Origin of the sequence: Bacillus cereus group sp. BfR-BA-01382 (assembly GCF_022663475.1) — a bacterium.
Classification (GTDB): Bacteria; Bacillota; Bacilli; order Bacillales; family Bacillaceae_G; genus Bacillus_A; species Bacillus_A thuringiensis_S.
On sequence record NZ_JAKUFQ010000117.1, the window covers coordinates 1 to 15,210 of the forward strand.

Consider the following 15,210-nt stretch of genomic DNA (forward strand, 5'->3'; position numbering starts at 1 on the left):
CCTGTTTATATTTATCTTTATATAATAGATATCATTGGCTCCGCATATTCTATGAAACATAAAAAAAGAACCGCTTTTAAGCAGTTCTTCTTTTCTTCCAATCTCTAAACGGTGTTACAACATCAGTAATCGTTTCATTTGAGATGTGTTCATTTTGGGATTTAATAATTAATGACCCATCTACATGAATTTCAACTTTATCATACAAACCGATTTTATCCATCAAATGCGGTTTCTTATGAATTTCCTTCATTACATCTTGTTTCCACTTATTAATCATACTTTTAAAGCTCATTTCAAAATACCTACCTTTTATATTTTTTATTTTAGACATATTTATATCTGCAAAGAGTTATTAAACATATGTATATTAATATGGTTTATCTGAGACTCTGATAATTACATCTCCTTCTTCATCCTGGACGATTTTATTTATTGTAAAAAAATCCTCTCCATTTGAAATCAAGACTAAACCATTATTATTTAAAATATCTAATGCATTTAATACATCTTTTTTTGTACAATGCTTTTCTTTCTTTAAAAATAAAGTTTTCTCACTCACTTTAAACTCCGCCTTTTTAATAAATTTAATCAAATACCTGTTTATAGTTATCTATATATTATAGATATTTAAGATTATTTCATTCTGCATCCAAGAAAAAAGAATCGTCAGAAACGATTCTCGAAATGAACTAATTTCCATCAACTTCAACTTTGAAATAAGGTTTATTTCCCTTTAATGCTTGCAAGTCTTCTTCTAACACTTGAACAATTTGTAATAACATTTCTTTTGTTGTGTCTTTACACATATCACTTTCCGTAAACTCCTTAAAATATCTAATAATTACTTGGATATCCTCAGGCTCAATGAAACAATCTCCACTGTTCAATACACCAAAAAAGATTGAAACCTTATCATCATATAGGAGAGCATTATCTTTACAAGTAAAAATCTTTAAATTTCGTGAAGAATACTCTTCTTCATCCTTCATATAGCTTTCTTTATGGAATTCATCAAACATACCAAGAGCCATCTCACCATCCCCGTCTTCACGGTCATCAGCTACTTCTGAAAGATGCTCTAACACATTAGCCATTGTACTTAATTCATCGCCAGTTTCAAACACAATCACTTTTGGTACTCGTGCCATAATCATAACTGTATTTCTTTTTGCTTCTAACATCACTTCATGTTCCTTATTTGTAAAATCATAGACTAACATTTTATCACTCCTAAATTTTTAGTTTTGCTGTAAATGGTTTGTTATCAAAGTCTTTCATATTCCCTCTGCTACGTTTCCCACATTTTTCGCAAGTAAAAGGATATAATGGACCAAGACCCCAACCACCCGTACCATGACAAACCCATTCATGCCCTTGTTTCTTACATGAACACCTCCACGGAAACTTTACAATCATTACAACTGTAGTAGATACACACTCCCACGCATATCCAAGAATAAATGCAACTAATAAATAGAGCAGAATTCCAAGACCTTTTATTACATTTACAATAACTTGCATTTAATTAACACCTTCTCATCAAACCTATAATCCTTATATGTAAAACAAATTATTTATCATATACAATAAAGAATTTTTCCGTTTTAGCCTCGTCATAATCTATGAAGTTACCTCTGACAAAATCTAAAAACTTATCATCAACTGCTCCAAATCGTTTAATCGTCACTTCTACATATAATCCTTCAATATCCAGTTGTTCGGATTCAACACCATCTTTTTTCATTCGTTCATAAAATTCTTGTTCCTCGTATCTTTTCTCAAAGTACATAGCCGCAAATTCGTCACCCTTGACATGTAAGCAATTTAAACCTGACATATTAACTCCTACTTTCATTTTAATCTTTTGGAAATACTATTGTTTTTATTTTACATTTCTTCTTCTTTGACAATATAAAGATTCCTATCATCAGCAGAGTTATGAATAAAATTAAATTTTAGAAATTCAAGAAACACCTCATCTACATTCATAAACTCCTTAATTTCCACTTCCACACAAACCTCTGGTTCATCACAATCACCTTTTATGTTTAGATTTTTAGAAGTAACTCCATCTTTTTTCATTTGTTTATAAAAATCTTCAGGATTGTGTTGTTCCTCAAATTTTTGATTAGCAAAATAATCTCCAGTTATATATAGACAAACTATTTTCTTCAAACCTATCCATCCCTCTCTCATTGATTACAACATGTGTTAATATAGATTTTCACATGTGTAACAACTACTCTCTCGTAGCAGTTTTATTTCCTAATCCCATCTCTTTTATTAAACCTGATACTTCTGTACCTCTAACTTCAGTAACATCAATTTTCTGCTCCACATCTATGCCTTTTACCTCGTAAATGTTTACATTCTTTGCATGTTCATAATCCATCAGTTCCTTCTTTACCAGTTCGATAAATAAAGGACTAATATAAGGGAATTCATGAATAGAAACCACAATGGTAGTTCCCTCTTCGTGCAGATATTCCTTTTTGGTAATTCCGATATCGACCATTTGCTCATAAAATTCTTGAGGGTTATAGTCCTCTTCCAAACGACAAGAAGCATATTCTCCTCCATTTACTAATAACAAGACTGTGTTACTCATCATTTATCATCTCCACATAAGATTAACCATGGAATAATTGTACTTTTTACATTGACTATTGTCAATAAAATTGTTAGGATTTACTATGTGCTTGATACGTTCGAATAAAAGGAGAGGGAATCATGATTTCACCAAAAGAAGGAAACATATCGTTAATTGTAGGTCCCATGTTTGCAGGAAAAACACAGTTTTTAGGAAGGGAAGTAACACGGCATCAGTATGCAAAAAAACGTATTATTGGCTTTAAACCAATGATTGATAACCGATTTAGTGAAAATACAATTACTGATAGAGATAGAATGTTTGAATTACCATGTCATAACCTCCCAAGGCAACTTACAGAAAAAGAGACGAGAGAGATTTGTAATCTATCTTCTTCTTATGAAATTGTTATTTTTGATGAGGTACAGTTTTTCTCTGAAGAGATTGTCACCACTGCCTTAACACTTCGACTACAAGGAAAAATTGTCTATATGAGTGGATTAGACATGTCTTATGAAGGGAAACCATTTGGTTTTACACCTCAACTTATGGCAGTTGCTAACGTTGTTCATAAGCTATCTGCTGTATGTCTTTCGTGTGGAAGTTATGATGCTATTCATACACAAAGACTTGTGAACAATGAACCTGCTCCTCCTGGAGATGTAGTTTTGATTGGAGATACAACGGATTATGAAGCAAGATGTTCTGCATGTTTTGTATATCCTGCATGGGTAGGAAATGACAAGGTCACAGGAGTATTACCGAAAAAGAGAGAAGAGTGGATTCAATGAAAAGATTTATAGAATACGTATTGCTAACCATTGGTGCAATGATTTCAGCCGTTGCTATTGATTTGATTTTATCCCCTAATAACTTAGTAGATGGTGGGGTAACCGCCTTATCTATTATGGGGAATGAATTATTTGGATTACCTGTTTATATCTTGTTTATTAGTTTAAACCTTCCCATTTTGTTATTTACGTCCAGAACAATGGGGAAAAAGTTTGCAATTCGCACGTTATATGCAAATTTAGTTGCAACAGGCTCTATGATGTTCTTAAAACAATTCCCCCCTATTACATCTTCTGAATTATTAATTGTATTATATGGCGGTTTATTGTTTGGTCTTGGTGTTGGCATTGTTGTTCGTCTTGGAGGTGCGATTGATGGTCTGGAAATGTTAGCTGTATGGGTTAATAAAAATTATGGTATTGCAGTAAGTACCATTTTATTAAGTGCTAATGCTATTATTTTAATTGCAGTAGCAATTGTATTTTCTTTAGAGCAAGCAATGTTCTCATTAGCAATCTTCTATATTGTAACGAAAATGATTGACCTTATTTTAGATGGGTTTAATCAAGGAAAATCCGTAATGATTATATCTGATAAAGCCGAAGCGATTGGACAGGAATTAATGAAAGAATTGAATCTTTCTATCACCTACCTACATGGCGAAGGTGGTTACAAAGGAGATGCAAAAAAAGTCATCTACTGTATTACAAGCAGGGTAACCTATTCGAAATTAAAAGATACAGTATTAGAAATTGACCCTTCTGCTATTTTAGAGGCTTCACATACGGCAGAAACAACAGGTGTACGAGTAAGGGAAACGAAATCAGAAGAAAAATAAAAGATGAAGCAAAGATAGTAGAGTATATAAAACTACTATCTTTTTTATTACAAATATGTAAGCATTCTTTTTTGATTATTTCGAACTGATTCTCACTATAATAGATTAGCTTTATAAAATATATATTGAAATGAGGGATACCTATGATTATCGAAATGCTAAACGCTAAAAACAATTTAAGAGAAGAAGTAAAAGTAGGATTTAGTTGGACAACATTTTTCTTTGGAGCACTTGTCCCATTACTACGTGGTGACTGGAAGTGGTTCTTAATCCTTATTGTTGCAGGACTATGTACATATGGATTTGCAGGAATTATTTTTGCCTTCTTCTATAATAAGATTTACATCCGTGAATTAATTAAAAAAGGTTATGCACCTACTTCCGAGTTAGGAAAAGAAACTTTAAAGAGTCACGGAATTATTATGTAGTTTTTATTGACTATAGTAAAATAAAAGTAGTATACTAATCTCAGAAAGAGGTGTTCAAATTGACAGAAACCGCAGAGGAAATGAAGAAGATTTTAACAGATGATAATTTATTCTATGTTTTACAACGAGCTATTAGAAAATCAGAATCTATTGGATTAAGTCAAGATGAAACCGAACAATTCATGCAAGTGTTTTCTAAAATAAAAAAAATAAGAGAAGAAAAATAGAATTCAATTTTTACAGGTAGATATGGTAACCATTCTACCTTTTTTGATAGACAATATAATACTTAGAAAGGAGATTTCACATGATGAGACATCTTACTTCGTCCCTTTTATATTACATATGCTATATTCCTATCCTATTATTAATGGGATTTGATTACATACTACGGTTCCTATTCTTTATAGCAATAGGTTGGTGGAAAAGTTACTTCCTTTGCTCTCTCAGAGGTCATGACTGGTATTTTATCGGTGGTGGTTGGATTTCTTTCGAATTTGGAAATAAAAATTCTTTTGAATGCAAATGTTGCAAGAAGCAGGTTGCAGATATACCAGATAATGATAAATATTTAGATATGATTGTAGAAGAAAATAAATAAACATAATGAGGTGTTTCATATGCATAACGCAAGCGATATATTAAATGAAATTATAGCTGTAAGAAAGAATGGCGAATTCCATGTTCATCTAAAGAGAAATCCAGGGAAATAGTCTCAAGGGAGAACCATCATGCAAGCAGTAGGCACATTAATCTGTGACCACCCTAACGAATTCAATATCAAATTAAATTATGATGCTCTTGATTCTTTACGACCAACAAAGAATTAAATACAAGAACAAACTAAATTATTATTTAAGATAAAAAGGAGAGTATGTACCTTGAAACCTCGAAAAACAGTACCAATGACAGAAAGCGATAGAATGGATTTAGAAGATTACTTACGACAAGTCTTACCAACTGATAATGACTCATTGTTAAGTCATTATACAGGTGCAGTTCGAACATATGAAACTGATGAACAGGCTAAAGAATATTTTGCGGTCATGATTGATAGATTATATGAAGAAATTTTAAAAAGAATGAAGTAAATACTAAAAAAGCAGAGGGAAAACTTCTCTGCTTTTTTACTTTTATAAACTATTAAATTTAAAATCTATTCTTAACTTAACTATTTGTATAATCAAGATTGCTCTTTGCATGTTCTATCAACCATTGTAGCTCATTAGCATAGATTCTTGTATGAGTTTGGATTGTTCTTCCATCATAGTTTTCATGTGCAAAGTCCAAGAAGTCACGAATTCCTTTCAATCTCTCTTCCATTACCTCCAGTTTTTCATCCTCTAAAAGCTCATCAAACTTTAATTCTCTACCCCATAATTCCTTATCCTCTTCTCTACGTTTTATGAATTCCCGCTTCATTTCATCGCTATCAGAAAATCTTTCAAGAATTACACCGTTTTTAACAATTCCGTATTTTTTCATTATAAACTGTCCCTTTCTTTTCTAAGTTATCTTCATAACCCCGTTAATTATTAATAGCCTCTCGAATCATTTCCGCATTATTCTTATACCATTCAGATTCTACAAATCCATGTTTTTTATAGAACTTCTTCAATACTCTTTTCCCTACACCGAATTTAGGGTCAATATTTAAAGACAGTTTGAATCCATGTGTATCTGCAATGCGAGTTAACTCTTCCATCATTTGAGTCCCTAATCCTTGTCCTCTCTTCTCAGTAGGAACACCAATAAAAGCAATAAATATATGTTCATCATTAATCTCATGTATTTCAAACTTAGCTCCCGTTTGCGATTGTATTAAAAACTTTCCCATATACAAGTAATTATGATTGAATCTTAACTCGTTAATAAGACGATTATCAGATTGACTCTCAGTGAAAATGCCTTTCATCGATTGCTCAATTTGTTTTTCTCTCTGTTTTTCTAATCGTGCCAAATCTTCTTCTGAAATACTTGTAAAATCAATCATTCTCTATTCTCCTTTATATAAAAAAGAGCAAATGATATATCCGCTCTTTCATTGTTTTTGTACACATAATCAGCTATTTAATCTCAATCTTAATTAATCCTCTGTACTTTTTTCTCCTTCAATAATAAATGGTGCATACTGAGAAATATATACCTTTTTACCAATACGATATTTTAATTCTCCATCCATAATTTCATAATCATCAATTTTAAGTTCTTTTACTACTTCAGCATTATTATTCCCATCTTCCTTTATTCGTATAGTTCTATCAATCGCTCTAAAAAACTGCACTCTCTTCACATATAGAAAAGAAATGCAGTTAGATAGATTATTTTACAGATTGGAAATCATCCATTAGATATTTTCCAATTTTGATACTTTCATCCTTTGAAGCAAATAAATGAAATCTTCTTTCTGTAAAATCAAATTCTCCTGCAAAACCAACCGCACACCCATTCGTAACTAACTGTCCTGGTCTAATATCATTTTCCATACGATATATATCCATTTGAATTGCAAGTAAAACAGAATCTTGCCAACCACTGTTTTTTCCTCTATATACTTCTCTTGCTCGCATATATTCTTCATCTTTCTTTAATGTCTTAGAAGGCTTTTCACTTACTAAGGCTGTAATAATTGAAGACACACTCCAATAATCTTCTTTTTTCTTTCGTGCCCAGGCTACAACAACTTCCTGTTCTTCTAAGATTGTCGGTATAACATTTATAACTTCCACTGCTTCTGCTTCACTAACATCTTTCACAAAGCATGTAGAATCTCCGTTAATAATTTCCCATTTTACTTCATCTTTTTCTATCTCACTAAAGATAGTTTCTAAATCATCCTGCTCTGCATCAGATTGAGCCATTTCTTCAATCGTCATCCCTTTGTCATAACACTCAGGGTTTGGTACGTATTCTGTTACCATTGTTCGAATTAATCTAATTTTTTTAGTCATATCTATCTTCCTTTTTGATTTTATTTATATAAACGGAAATAACGCTATATTTATTATTTCTTTTTATATTTTTTAATGAGTTTATTAACCTTTTCAGCTACAGTTACATCTGAGTAGAATTGCATTTCGTTATAATTTCGAGGATTCGGATTGTCCTCTTCATTCGATTGACAACCTTCACGATTGAACTGATGTTGCATATTCTCTTCAGGACACCACTTTAAACCGCCCCATGATACCCAAGCATTATCAGAAACACTGACACTGACTTGTTCTACAGATGTAAGCTCATTGTGTTGTCTCAATATCTGTAAGTATTCTTCAAACTGCATTTCCCATGGTTTATAGGAATTACCAAACATCATGACATTTTCTTTTGCAAATTGAACCCTTACGATTTTATCTTTTTGTTTTCTGGCCATCTTAATTTCCTCTTTTCCTTTTTTATTAACAGATAAAAAAGAGTGCAATCATCACACTCTTTTCATTTGTTTATCTACTTAGTTAATGCAGATTTCTGAAATTTATTTTCAAGATTAATCCAAAACTCTTTCTTTATAGCAAGAGCAATTTCAAGTTTCTCTGCAACTTCCTCTGTAATGCGAGTTTCTGCACTTAAGATTTTTAATAAATTTTTAACAGGAATTCCAGTTACAGTTTCTAAATCCATTAGAGAAATATTTCTATCCATCATTACCTCCGCTAACGATTCCACAGGTTGAACACAACCTATAAATCTTTTAGCTTCTTCTAAATGCCACTGAATAACGTGCTCATATTTCTCACCAACATAGCCTACTACATACGTACTAAATTCCGTTGCATCAGCTCTTAAATATCCCATCTCCTTTGCCTTGTTAATAATCATGTCCCTAACTAATAAAGGAATACGACTGCCCCAATTTAAAGCGTATAATCCACTATATCCATGAATTCCATTTGATGGTTCTCCTGTCTTAATCCACTCTTTAAAATCACTAACAAGACCCCACATTGTTCCACCAGAAGAAAATCCTCGATGTTTACTTGCAGGATGGAAAGATACTCTTTCTTCCGTATAATTATCAATGTAATAAATATTTCTTCCTTCTAAAACAAACGATGCATAGTGATTTTGTGTTCCTTTACTTGATTCAGTCGAAAAGAACATTGCACTACTTTTTTCTGTGCAAGCCACATCAACATCTGCAATAAATTTAATTAATTCATTTACCATTTTTACTCTTTCTAATTTTTGGTCGTTTACCTTTACCATAACAAACATCCTCTCAAATTAATTTATCCTATTGATTTATTTTATTTACTGTTTAATTAATGGAGTAAAGTTATCCATTGAACATGTACCCAGACTTATTGCTTTTCCTTTTGAAGCAAATAATTCAAATGTCTCGTTCTCATTATTAATATTTTCTGCAAATCCAACAATTGAGCCATTTGTTACAATTTGACCTTCAGTAAAACTAAAAGTACGTACAGCCTTTTCAAATTTGCTATAGTATGTATATAACGGATGGTCTTCCGCTACCATTTCAAACCCTTTCTTTTTCATTTCCTTGGAATGTAAATCTCTTTCCTCTGGAGAGTCATAGGTATATTCCCTCACATAAAAAATATCTTCATAAATACGTTCCATTAAAAACATCCTCTCAAATTAATTAGTATTAATACCTTGTTTTTTATATCTATTTATTATAGATATGGGATGTGTTAAAAATTACGTAAAAATATAATGGAATAAATAATGTTAACTTGAGTACATATCTATAAATCTACACATAATGTTTCGACTCTTAATAACTGAGCTATTCTCTGGTCCGCAAAGTACTATCCCTGTTTTTTCATGTATTGCTTTCAAACATAGTAATGAACTACTGACACGAACACCTTTTGTTTCCCATTTATCATAGGTATAAAAGAGAAAGCCTTTGTACGTAAAATCCATTACATTTAATGTCTTTGCTTCGGAATCTATAACTAATACCTTTTCCTCATCTATGCCATACAGCAACTTAGGTCAACCCCTAACAACATTCGTGATACTTCTTCTACTTGCAATAAATCAACTAAACTTGCTTTACTATCATGAATCTCAATTGTTCCATCCAAATAAAACTCATAAATAATTCCGTCCTTTTCAATAAACAAAACTTCATCTTTAATCGAACAGTTGAATCCATTTCTTTCAAATACTTGCTTAAAATCTATAAAGTCAAATTTATCTAATTCCCAAATCAAAAACTCTTTTTTCGAAAAATCCCCTTGATACACAATGACCCTACTTTTTGTTTCTGCTAAACATTTACTTCCGTAGCATATCTCTTTATCTTTCTTTTTGAAAATTTGATATACCTTAGAAGGCTCCCATTCTCTATAACGAGTATGTATCTGAAGCCCCTTCAAATTATCAGCAATTACTAAAAGTTCTGCTCTTGCCCTATGAATCGTTTCTTCACTTTTAGCTTTCTCATATGCATCTTGATATTTTGATAAGTTCATTTCTAAAGAAGACTTTCGTTTCTCCAGTTCTTGTTTTTTCTCCACGAGAGATTTTAGTTCATTTGCAGTTGTTTTAAGTAGTCGTTTTGGAAATCCTTCTAATTTCTTTTGATGTTTATCCATTTCTTTTAGCTGATATTTGAAATAAGCTCCTTCTGTTTTTGTTTGAAGTATATTTGCGGGTAATACTGTATATTGACTACAAAACGAATTATATATATGTAGTTCTGAACTTCCCAAATGCAGAAAGCCAATAACTTCATCCTCTACATACAAATAGATGACCACTTCAAAACTACCATGCATACCAAAACGAAAAATACTATTTGAAGGAATTATATGTTTGTTTAAATAATCCTCAATATTTTTGGTAATAACCATTTTGTTCGAATGACTTAATACACTCCACAATTTTTCATTCTTTATAAATTCCAAACAATTTTCTATGCTTTTATCTTGTAATAGAATAGTTGCTTCATTTATCAATGTTCTTGAGTTTTCTACAAGTTCATCAAGTTCTTGTTTTTTACCTAACATGTTATATCACCTCCATTATTCCCTTGTTTCTTATTCTTTTTATTCCAATGAAATAATTTATATATCCCACTTGCGAGTACAGAGAAGACATTGTAAGTGACTTGATATGGTGTATGAGCATCTAAAAACATAGGATATTCTCCTGCTTTATCAGGGTAATTTTTCTTTACGAATTTTATGTATCCATCCATTCTTAAGTAATGTAATACAAATGTTGTCGTCAATAACTCTTCAAAAAAACCACTTAGCTCAATGTACAAACCCCTATCAACAATCTGAAATCCTGAACGCCTAAATCTATATGGTCTTTGATACATTTCACGTTTCTCTAACTTCTGTATCTTTGACTTAGGAATAAGAATGACAATATACTCAGATTTTCGAATCACATTCCCTTCCCAATCCATCGCTCCATCATGTCTTTCTCTTATAACCTTTGATACATAGCACTCGTTTTTCCCTTTAATGACAAATTTGTTTTTTCCAAATATAGAGCCCATTTCTGCTGATATCATCATTCACTCACCTCAATCAAAATAGTTACCGAACTCCGTTTATCTATAGTTAATATTATTTCATTCATTTACTATAGTCAATTATTTTATTTTGTGTATAATAATGATTATGACTTACTATTTTGAAGTAATGGAAAGGGGAATGAAAATGGTTTTACAAACAAACGCTGAAGAAACAGATTGGTTACATAAACAAAACAACATCCTTCTCGATATAGAAAGTAACCCCTCTTCTTATTCTGATGCACAAATAAAGAATTTTTTTGATATATTTTACAATACGGTTTGCTCTTGGCAATTAAAATATCCAACGCAACATTTAATGATGTTTTGGGCGATTGGTGCAGATTATGATGGGTATATTGCAGGAAATAACCATTCTTTCATTGGTTTGTATCGAGAATTAATGGATATGGTTAAAGATGGTGATATGGCAAAACCAATTAGAGCAGTTTCGAATAACCAATTAATTGAAATCCATGAAGATGGAACCAAAGTTGTAGTTGACTCAAACTACGAGGAAAAAGAAAGAAAAAACAAAAATGAAAGGATGATGCAGAATGAAGCGTAAAGATTCGATTAATAGATTAAAAGAAATTAAAAGTGAATTAGAAAAGAAACTATCCCAACTTGATAAGGATTCTTCCTCATATCAAATGCTTAAAAATAAAATTGGACATTTTTCAGAGGCAATTGATTTGCTAAATGTGTATTTCGATTCAAACGGTGTGTCAACCGCTACGATGATTCAAACAATACAAGTTGGGCAAATTGCACAGTGTATGAATAGCCCACGCACAAATGAATTAGACTTATGTCCTGCATATAACAATGCTTATTGTGTGAAGAAATATAAGGATGGTTCTATTCGATGGTTATTTGGCAAAAAAAGAACATTAAGAATGACACCTTTTGTTGTAGATGATGCTTTGTGGGTTTTACAAAAATAACAAATTATCTAATAGGAGGACAGGCATATGAACTTACAGATAGAGGATGCTATATTATTTGACGCTATTTTTAGGGAACTAACAAATCATCCCTTTGTTCAAAAAAAAGTCATCTTAGAAATTTCTCAACCAATTATTTGGGAGTTGAATTATAAAAACGAAACGTATTTGGTTTATCTTTTACAAGACACTTCAAAACAAAGTAACTTTGGAGTAATAACCATTCGAGAATTATTATTCAGCGAAGTAAATGAGACTACTGTTTCTAAGTTAATGAACTCTGAGATACCCATATCTGATGCTTTCTTTACCTCGAATAATATATGGAGGATTGGGAAAATTGATAGTAAACTATATCCAAGAAAACCATTAAAAAGCTATAAGGAAATAAAAGATAGATTCCCAAGGCAGGGAATATCTTTAAAAGATGTACAGAGCATATAAAAAAGATGACTATTTATAAGTCATCTTTTTTTGTTATATTCCTTTTCTTTGTGCTTCATAAAATCTTTCATAAAAATTATCTGGTGTTACAGGAATGAAGAATCTCTCGTAATATATAGGGGATAGCATATCCAAAGAAAATGAGTCTAAATTCCCTAACTCATTTCGAACATACATATATTTTTTCGTTACTTTTTCAATCGCATATTCCTTGTCATATTCAAACAAGAGGATTTCCTCATTCTCTCTCATTCTCATTGTTGTACGAACGTGCGTTATTTCAACGCCCCTGAAGTCTTTCATCATACAGCTAAATCTCCTCCTTCTTTAACTGCTTATCTTTCATATTCTTAAGTTCTAAATTGCTGAAATATCCTCCGCAATCAGGACACCAAGACTTAGGTGGATTAGATGCATATCCATGCTCTAAACATGGATGATTACATTTGCCCTCCCGCTCTTTTCGGATTCTCCCTAACTCTCCATTTTTAAACTCTTTGCCACAATCCAAACATTGAGGGTATCCTTTTGCAAGTGAAATTGCGTTATGATAACATTCCATGATTTCTATCCCTCCCTTTATTGTCTATTGTTGTTTTTCTATTAATTTCATTAAACCCTCTTTCCGTAAGAAAACCTCCATGTAATCAATCGTATGTAGTAACTTATTAAGCAACTCTACATCTTTTGGTAAATCCATAATCATCCAATCTTCATATAAGGTGCTGTTTGCTACCCTACACTTCTCTATGCAGTCCTCATAATACTTTTCAACGTCTTTCTTATTACCTAATTGATGACGAGTAAAGAAGTTTCTATCAAACAGAATGGCAGGTTCTTTCATTTCAAACAGAACCTCTCCCCTTTCATCAAACAAATATATACTTCCGTATTTCTCAGCATATTCATACATAATTATCAAACCCCTTTCATTTTTTATTCAGTAATATGTATTAATAAATATACAAATTCATTAAACGGGTTCACTTTTGAACATTTTTTCTGTACATTGTTTTGGAACTACATACCAACCCGTTTTTAAGTTTTCGAGAGAATCTGTGTTTATCTTTTTCCATTCATCTACATGAGTATCTTTTTCTTTATGCCAGTATTCATAAATCCCTCTTTCACTATTAAATCGGCAATACTTGTTTATTCCCGCCTGAATGCAACAGCAAATATATCCTGCTTCTAATTTTTCTATAGCATCAAAAATGTCCATGTATTCAACATCATAATCTTCTTCAACTGCGATAAACAATTTGACGGAGTTTCCTTCAATTTTCAACCAGGATTTTAATTCCTCATTGTCTTGAGATACCTTGTAAACATTCTTCAAAACATCAACAGTAGATGTTACGCTTTGTTTCGCTTCTTGTATTTTAATAGCTACAAAGTAAGGTATTTTTATATTATTCATATGAATCTCTCTCTTTCTATGTAATACATGTCAGATTCTTCTTAAGATACATTTTTTTGTTTTCTACTCTTAATACCTGAAGCAAGCACTTGAAAAGAAAGAACTTGACTTCCATCTATACAAAAATAGCGATTCTCATCACAATCTTTTCTTGCATAAGTAATGGACAATGGCAACTTTTGTTGTATTGCTTCTTTCATCGTTTTTCTTATCAATTGTAATGTATTATCTATATCATCTACAGAAAGGTAGATATCTTCTATTCGATACTTTGCACCATTCAAACATTCTATAACTATCCAAAAATCTATATCATTTTTTTCATCATTCGTATTATGTAGAATTACATCATAGGTTTTCATTTCATTCATTTTAAGAAATAACCTCAATATCGACAGCCCCAGCAATTTCAGATGTAATAGTAATACCTGACCACGCCAGAACACCTAAACAAATAACAGCTATTATGTCTACATGTTCTTTTTCATGTATAACGTTGTTCCCTTTATCGAATATTTTAAAATTATAGGCCGTTTGTTTTTCATTCACTCCAATTGAAAATTTCACATGTTGTTTCTTCAATTCATCTAAAATCATGAAAGCTTGCCCTTCTTTCCTCAAAGGATTAAACTTGCGAACTTCCATGATTTCTCGTCCCTCTTTATCTACATATACACGAATAGGATTCCAATTCTCCTCACTAAACGGTCTTTCTATCTTTTTCCATCCCATGCATCTTTCTGCTATCACATCTGCTATAAAACTTAAGATATTCATTTCTTTTCCCCCTCTTTCTCTTTTTCTTTCTCTTTTTCAATGAACCAATTTCCATAAACAATATCTTCTAACATTAATTTAACCTCGGATTCATGAATGGTTGTGCGATTGAATTCTTCTCTACATACGACTTCCATTTCGATAAAATATCTCGACTTTTTACGAAAACGCATCTTTTTAAAAACCACATTATTATTTTTATATTTCTTATTCGTAACTACTATCCACTCTTGCATTCCTTTTGTTCTTAAAACAGATACAAGATTTTGAAACGGACAAAACTCAATCTGTTCTGATTCCATTTCATCTACACAATTCTTGCAAAAATGTCCTGACACTTTAAAACCCATATCCATTACCTGCACATGCATTTCCGCTACCTCATTACAAAATAAACAGTTCTGTATATCCCTTGTGAATTGCGGTGAAACAATCATTTGTTTTTTACACATAACGCACATCCCCCTCT

33 protein-coding genes are annotated in these 15,210 nt (G+C 31.7%); 9 read left to right on the top strand and 24 right to left on the bottom strand.

The window, feature by feature from the left end:
• Positions 1-76: 76 nt before the first annotated feature.
• The 7 genes from MR160_RS28785 to MR160_RS28815 all read right to left on the bottom strand — a co-directional run bounded on the left by MR160_RS28785 (position 77) and on the right by MR160_RS28815 (position 2,611).
• Positions 77-295, bottom strand: coding sequence for a hypothetical protein (locus tag MR160_RS28785; RefSeq protein ID WP_061662333.1), 219 nt, complete (start codon positions 293-295; stop codon positions 77-79).
• Between the two features lie 75 nt (positions 296-370).
• Positions 371-562: a hypothetical protein gene (locus MR160_RS28790; RefSeq protein ID WP_242298772.1), complete on the bottom strand. Its 192-nt coding sequence runs from the start codon at positions 560-562 to the stop codon at positions 371-373.
• A gap of 130 nt (positions 563-692) precedes the next feature.
• Positions 693-1,223 (bottom strand): hypothetical protein, encoded by a 531-nt coding sequence (locus MR160_RS28795; protein ID WP_098297380.1) that lies wholly within the window; start codon positions 1,221-1,223, stop codon positions 693-695.
• A gap of 10 nt (positions 1,224-1,233) precedes the next feature.
• The gene (locus MR160_RS28800; protein ID WP_242298774.1) at positions 1,234-1,524 is read right to left on the bottom strand and encodes a hypothetical protein; all 291 of its coding nucleotides are present in this window, start codon (positions 1,522-1,524) and stop codon (positions 1,234-1,236) included.
• 49 nt (positions 1,525-1,573) lie between these two features.
• Positions 1,574-1,840 (bottom strand): hypothetical protein, encoded by a 267-nt coding sequence (locus MR160_RS28805; RefSeq protein ID WP_242298776.1) that lies wholly within the window; start codon positions 1,838-1,840, stop codon positions 1,574-1,576.
• Positions 1,841-1,890: 50 nt separating this feature from the next.
• Positions 1,891-2,178 (bottom strand): hypothetical protein, encoded by a 288-nt coding sequence (locus tag MR160_RS28810; protein ID WP_242298778.1) that lies wholly within the window; start codon positions 2,176-2,178, stop codon positions 1,891-1,893.
• Between the two features lie 64 nt (positions 2,179-2,242).
• Positions 2,243-2,611, bottom strand: coding sequence for a hypothetical protein (locus MR160_RS28815; protein WP_242298780.1), 369 nt, complete (start codon positions 2,609-2,611; stop codon positions 2,243-2,245).
• A 122-nt stretch (positions 2,612-2,733) separates the two neighbouring features.
• On the opposite strand from MR160_RS28815, the gene MR160_RS28820 reads away from it, so the two are divergent.
• From MR160_RS28820 to MR160_RS28845, 6 genes are all read left to right on the top strand, one after another.
• A complete protein-coding gene (locus tag MR160_RS28820) occupies positions 2,734-3,384 on the top strand; it encodes a thymidine kinase (protein WP_242298782.1) in 651 nt (216 codons plus the stop codon).
• Positions 3,381-4,223, top strand: a complete 843-nt coding sequence (locus MR160_RS28825; protein ID WP_242298783.1) for a YitT family protein — start codon at positions 3,381-3,383, stop codon at positions 4,221-4,223. Before MR160_RS28820 ends, MR160_RS28825 begins: the two co-directional genes overlap by 4 nt.
• 143 nt (positions 4,224-4,366) lie before the next feature.
• The gene (locus MR160_RS28830; RefSeq protein WP_242298785.1) at positions 4,367-4,651 is read left to right on the top strand and encodes an HrgC protein; all 285 of its coding nucleotides are present in this window, start codon (positions 4,367-4,369) and stop codon (positions 4,649-4,651) included.
• Positions 4,652-4,710: 59 nt separating this feature from the next.
• Positions 4,711-4,878 carry a hypothetical protein gene (locus tag MR160_RS28835; protein ID WP_242298812.1) on the top strand — a complete coding sequence of 56 codons (168 nt, stop codon included), beginning with the start codon at positions 4,711-4,713 and terminating at the stop codon, positions 4,876-4,878.
• An 80-nt stretch (positions 4,879-4,958) separates the two neighbouring features.
• The gene (locus MR160_RS28840) at positions 4,959-5,252 is read left to right on the top strand and encodes a hypothetical protein (RefSeq protein ID WP_242298787.1); all 294 of its coding nucleotides are present in this window, start codon (positions 4,959-4,961) and stop codon (positions 5,250-5,252) included.
• Between the two features lie 280 nt (positions 5,253-5,532).
• Positions 5,533-5,742, top strand: a complete 210-nt coding sequence (locus MR160_RS28845) for a hypothetical protein (protein ID WP_061662319.1) — start codon at positions 5,533-5,535, stop codon at positions 5,740-5,742.
• A 76-nt stretch (positions 5,743-5,818) separates the two neighbouring features.
• Here the strand turns inward: MR160_RS28845 and MR160_RS28850 are convergent, their stop codons facing one another.
• The 10 genes from MR160_RS28850 to MR160_RS28895 all read right to left on the bottom strand — a co-directional run bounded on the left by MR160_RS28850 (position 5,819) and on the right by MR160_RS28895 (position 11,150).
• Entirely contained in the window at positions 5,819-6,136 is a 318-nt protein-coding gene (locus MR160_RS28850; protein ID WP_242298789.1) for a hypothetical protein, read from the bottom strand.
• 43 nt (positions 6,137-6,179) lie between these two features.
• Positions 6,180-6,644, bottom strand: a complete 465-nt coding sequence (locus MR160_RS28855) for a GNAT family N-acetyltransferase (protein ID WP_242298791.1) — start codon at positions 6,642-6,644, stop codon at positions 6,180-6,182.
• 93 nt (positions 6,645-6,737) lie between these two features.
• A complete protein-coding gene (locus tag MR160_RS28860; protein ID WP_242298793.1) occupies positions 6,738-6,935 on the bottom strand; it encodes a hypothetical protein in 198 nt (65 codons plus the stop codon).
• A gap of 37 nt (positions 6,936-6,972) precedes the next feature.
• The gene (locus MR160_RS28865; RefSeq protein ID WP_242298794.1) at positions 6,973-7,602 is read right to left on the bottom strand and encodes a hypothetical protein; all 630 of its coding nucleotides are present in this window, start codon (positions 7,600-7,602) and stop codon (positions 6,973-6,975) included.
• 53 nt (positions 7,603-7,655) lie between these two features.
• Positions 7,656-8,024, bottom strand: coding sequence for a hypothetical protein (locus MR160_RS28870; protein ID WP_061662310.1), 369 nt, complete (start codon positions 8,022-8,024; stop codon positions 7,656-7,658).
• 74 nt (positions 8,025-8,098) lie between these two features.
• On the bottom strand, positions 8,099-8,857 hold the full coding sequence (locus tag MR160_RS28875; protein ID WP_242298796.1) for a helix-turn-helix transcriptional regulator: 759 nt from the start codon (positions 8,855-8,857) through the stop codon (positions 8,099-8,101).
• Positions 8,858-8,902: 45 nt separating this feature from the next.
• The gene (locus MR160_RS28880) at positions 8,903-9,235 is read right to left on the bottom strand and encodes a hypothetical protein (RefSeq protein WP_242298798.1); all 333 of its coding nucleotides are present in this window, start codon (positions 9,233-9,235) and stop codon (positions 8,903-8,905) included.
• A 111-nt stretch (positions 9,236-9,346) separates the two neighbouring features.
• A complete protein-coding gene (locus MR160_RS28885; protein WP_242298799.1) occupies positions 9,347-9,610 on the bottom strand; it encodes a hypothetical protein in 264 nt (87 codons plus the stop codon).
• Positions 9,595-10,635 (bottom strand): hypothetical protein, encoded by a 1,041-nt coding sequence (locus MR160_RS28890; protein WP_242298800.1) that lies wholly within the window; start codon positions 10,633-10,635, stop codon positions 9,595-9,597. The genes MR160_RS28885 and MR160_RS28890 overlap by 16 nt, the downstream gene beginning before the upstream one ends.
• The gene (locus MR160_RS28895; protein WP_242298801.1) at positions 10,629-11,150 is read right to left on the bottom strand and encodes a hypothetical protein; all 522 of its coding nucleotides are present in this window, start codon (positions 11,148-11,150) and stop codon (positions 10,629-10,631) included. Before MR160_RS28895 ends, MR160_RS28890 begins: the two co-directional genes overlap by 7 nt.
• Before the next feature lie 148 nt (positions 11,151-11,298).
• Here MR160_RS28895 and MR160_RS28900 point away from each other — a divergent pair, with 148 nt between their 5' ends.
• From MR160_RS28900 to MR160_RS28910, 3 genes are read left to right on the top strand one after another with little or no spacing between them, the layout of a single operon-like run.
• Positions 11,299-11,721: a hypothetical protein gene (locus MR160_RS28900; RefSeq protein WP_242298802.1), complete on the top strand. Its 423-nt coding sequence runs from the start codon at positions 11,299-11,301 to the stop codon at positions 11,719-11,721.
• Positions 11,711-12,100 carry a hypothetical protein gene (locus MR160_RS28905; protein ID WP_242298803.1) on the top strand — a complete coding sequence of 130 codons (390 nt, stop codon included), beginning with the start codon at positions 11,711-11,713 and terminating at the stop codon, positions 12,098-12,100. Before MR160_RS28900 ends, MR160_RS28905 begins: the two co-directional genes overlap by 11 nt.
• A 27-nt stretch (positions 12,101-12,127) precedes the next feature.
• Complete coding sequence (locus MR160_RS28910) at positions 12,128-12,544, top strand: hypothetical protein (RefSeq protein WP_242298804.1); 417 nt, start codon at positions 12,128-12,130, stop codon at positions 12,542-12,544.
• Positions 12,545-12,577: 33 nt separating this feature from the next.
• On the opposite strand, the gene MR160_RS28915 is transcribed toward MR160_RS28910, so the two are convergent.
• From MR160_RS28915 to MR160_RS28945, 7 genes are read right to left on the bottom strand one after another with little or no spacing between them, the layout of a single operon-like run.
• Positions 12,578-12,850, bottom strand: a complete 273-nt coding sequence (locus tag MR160_RS28915) for a hypothetical protein (RefSeq protein ID WP_242298805.1) — start codon at positions 12,848-12,850, stop codon at positions 12,578-12,580.
• Positions 12,851-12,854: 4 nt separating this feature from the next.
• Positions 12,855-13,106 carry a hypothetical protein gene (locus MR160_RS28920; protein WP_242298806.1) on the bottom strand — a complete coding sequence of 84 codons (252 nt, stop codon included), beginning with the start codon at positions 13,104-13,106 and terminating at the stop codon, positions 12,855-12,857.
• Between the two features lie 24 nt (positions 13,107-13,130).
• On the bottom strand, positions 13,131-13,457 hold the full coding sequence (locus tag MR160_RS28925) for a hypothetical protein (RefSeq protein WP_242298807.1): 327 nt from the start codon (positions 13,455-13,457) through the stop codon (positions 13,131-13,133).
• 60 nt (positions 13,458-13,517) lie between these two features.
• Entirely contained in the window at positions 13,518-13,964 is a 447-nt protein-coding gene (locus tag MR160_RS28930; protein ID WP_242298808.1) for a hypothetical protein, read from the bottom strand.
• Between the two features lie 41 nt (positions 13,965-14,005).
• A complete protein-coding gene (locus MR160_RS28935) occupies positions 14,006-14,335 on the bottom strand; it encodes a hypothetical protein (RefSeq protein ID WP_242298809.1) in 330 nt (109 codons plus the stop codon).
• Position 14,336: 1 nt separating this feature from the next.
• Positions 14,337-14,741 carry a hypothetical protein gene (locus tag MR160_RS28940; protein WP_242298810.1) on the bottom strand — a complete coding sequence of 135 codons (405 nt, stop codon included), beginning with the start codon at positions 14,739-14,741 and terminating at the stop codon, positions 14,337-14,339.
• Positions 14,738-15,193, bottom strand: a complete 456-nt coding sequence (locus MR160_RS28945) for a hypothetical protein (protein ID WP_242298811.1) — start codon at positions 15,191-15,193, stop codon at positions 14,738-14,740. The genes MR160_RS28940 and MR160_RS28945 overlap by 4 nt, the downstream gene beginning before the upstream one ends.
• Positions 15,194-15,210: the final 17 nt, after the last annotated feature.

Coding starts and splice junctions, on each gene's coding strand:
- MR160_RS28865 (WP_242298794.1), bottom strand. CDS start 7,602: ATGACTAAAAAAATTAGATTAATTCGAACAATGGTAACAGAATACGTA.
- MR160_RS28915 (WP_242298805.1), bottom strand. CDS start 12,850: ATGATGAAAGACTTCAGGGGCGTTGAAATAACGCACGTTCGTACAACA.
- MR160_RS28800 (WP_242298774.1), bottom strand. CDS start 1,524: ATGCAAGTTATTGTAAATGTAATAAAAGGTCTTGGAATTCTGCTCTAT.
- MR160_RS28935 (WP_242298809.1), bottom strand. CDS start 14,335: ATGAATGAAATGAAAACCTATGATGTAATTCTACATAATACGAATGAT.
- MR160_RS28925 (WP_242298807.1), bottom strand. CDS start 13,457: ATGTATGAATATGCTGAGAAATACGGAAGTATATATTTGTTTGATGAA.
- MR160_RS28840 (WP_242298787.1), top strand. CDS start 4,959: ATGATGAGACATCTTACTTCGTCCCTTTTATATTACATATGCTATATT.
- MR160_RS28920 (WP_242298806.1), bottom strand. CDS start 13,106: ATGGAATGTTATCATAACGCAATTTCACTTGCAAAAGGATACCCTCAA.
- MR160_RS28815 (WP_242298780.1), bottom strand. CDS start 2,611: ATGAGTAACACAGTCTTGTTATTAGTAAATGGAGGAGAATATGCTTCT.
- MR160_RS28825 (WP_242298783.1), top strand. CDS start 3,381: ATGAAAAGATTTATAGAATACGTATTGCTAACCATTGGTGCAATGATT.
- MR160_RS28830 (WP_242298785.1), top strand. CDS start 4,367: ATGATTATCGAAATGCTAAACGCTAAAAACAATTTAAGAGAAGAAGTA.
- MR160_RS28850 (WP_242298789.1), bottom strand. CDS start 6,136: ATGAAAAAATACGGAATTGTTAAAAACGGTGTAATTCTTGAAAGATTT.
- MR160_RS28870 (WP_061662310.1), bottom strand. CDS start 8,024: ATGGCCAGAAAACAAAAAGATAAAATCGTAAGGGTTCAATTTGCAAAA.
- MR160_RS28875 (WP_242298796.1), bottom strand. CDS start 8,857: ATGGTAAAGGTAAACGACCAAAAATTAGAAAGAGTAAAAATGGTAAAT.
- MR160_RS28880 (WP_242298798.1), bottom strand. CDS start 9,235: ATGGAACGTATTTATGAAGATATTTTTTATGTGAGGGAATATACCTAT.
- MR160_RS28900 (WP_242298802.1), top strand. CDS start 11,299: ATGGTTTTACAAACAAACGCTGAAGAAACAGATTGGTTACATAAACAA.
- MR160_RS28795 (WP_098297380.1), bottom strand. CDS start 1,223: ATGTTAGTCTATGATTTTACAAATAAGGAACATGAAGTGATGTTAGAA.
- MR160_RS28895 (WP_242298801.1), bottom strand. CDS start 11,150: ATGATATCAGCAGAAATGGGCTCTATATTTGGAAAAAACAAATTTGTC.
- MR160_RS28890 (WP_242298800.1), bottom strand. CDS start 10,635: ATGTTAGGTAAAAAACAAGAACTTGATGAACTTGTAGAAAACTCAAGA.
- MR160_RS28785 (WP_061662333.1), bottom strand. CDS start 295: ATGAGCTTTAAAAGTATGATTAATAAGTGGAAACAAGATGTAATGAAG.
- MR160_RS28805 (WP_242298776.1), bottom strand. CDS start 1,840: ATGTCAGGTTTAAATTGCTTACATGTCAAGGGTGACGAATTTGCGGCT.
- MR160_RS28910 (WP_242298804.1), top strand. CDS start 12,128: ATGAACTTACAGATAGAGGATGCTATATTATTTGACGCTATTTTTAGG.
- MR160_RS28940 (WP_242298810.1), bottom strand. CDS start 14,741: ATGAATATCTTAAGTTTTATAGCAGATGTGATAGCAGAAAGATGCATG.
- MR160_RS28905 (WP_242298803.1), top strand. CDS start 11,711: ATGAAGCGTAAAGATTCGATTAATAGATTAAAAGAAATTAAAAGTGAA.
- MR160_RS28820 (WP_242298782.1), top strand. CDS start 2,734: ATGATTTCACCAAAAGAAGGAAACATATCGTTAATTGTAGGTCCCATG.
- MR160_RS28930 (WP_242298808.1), bottom strand. CDS start 13,964: ATGAATAATATAAAAATACCTTACTTTGTAGCTATTAAAATACAAGAA.
- MR160_RS28945 (WP_242298811.1), bottom strand. CDS start 15,193: ATGTGTAAAAAACAAATGATTGTTTCACCGCAATTCACAAGGGATATA.
- MR160_RS28855 (WP_242298791.1), bottom strand. CDS start 6,644: ATGATTGATTTTACAAGTATTTCAGAAGAAGATTTGGCACGATTAGAA.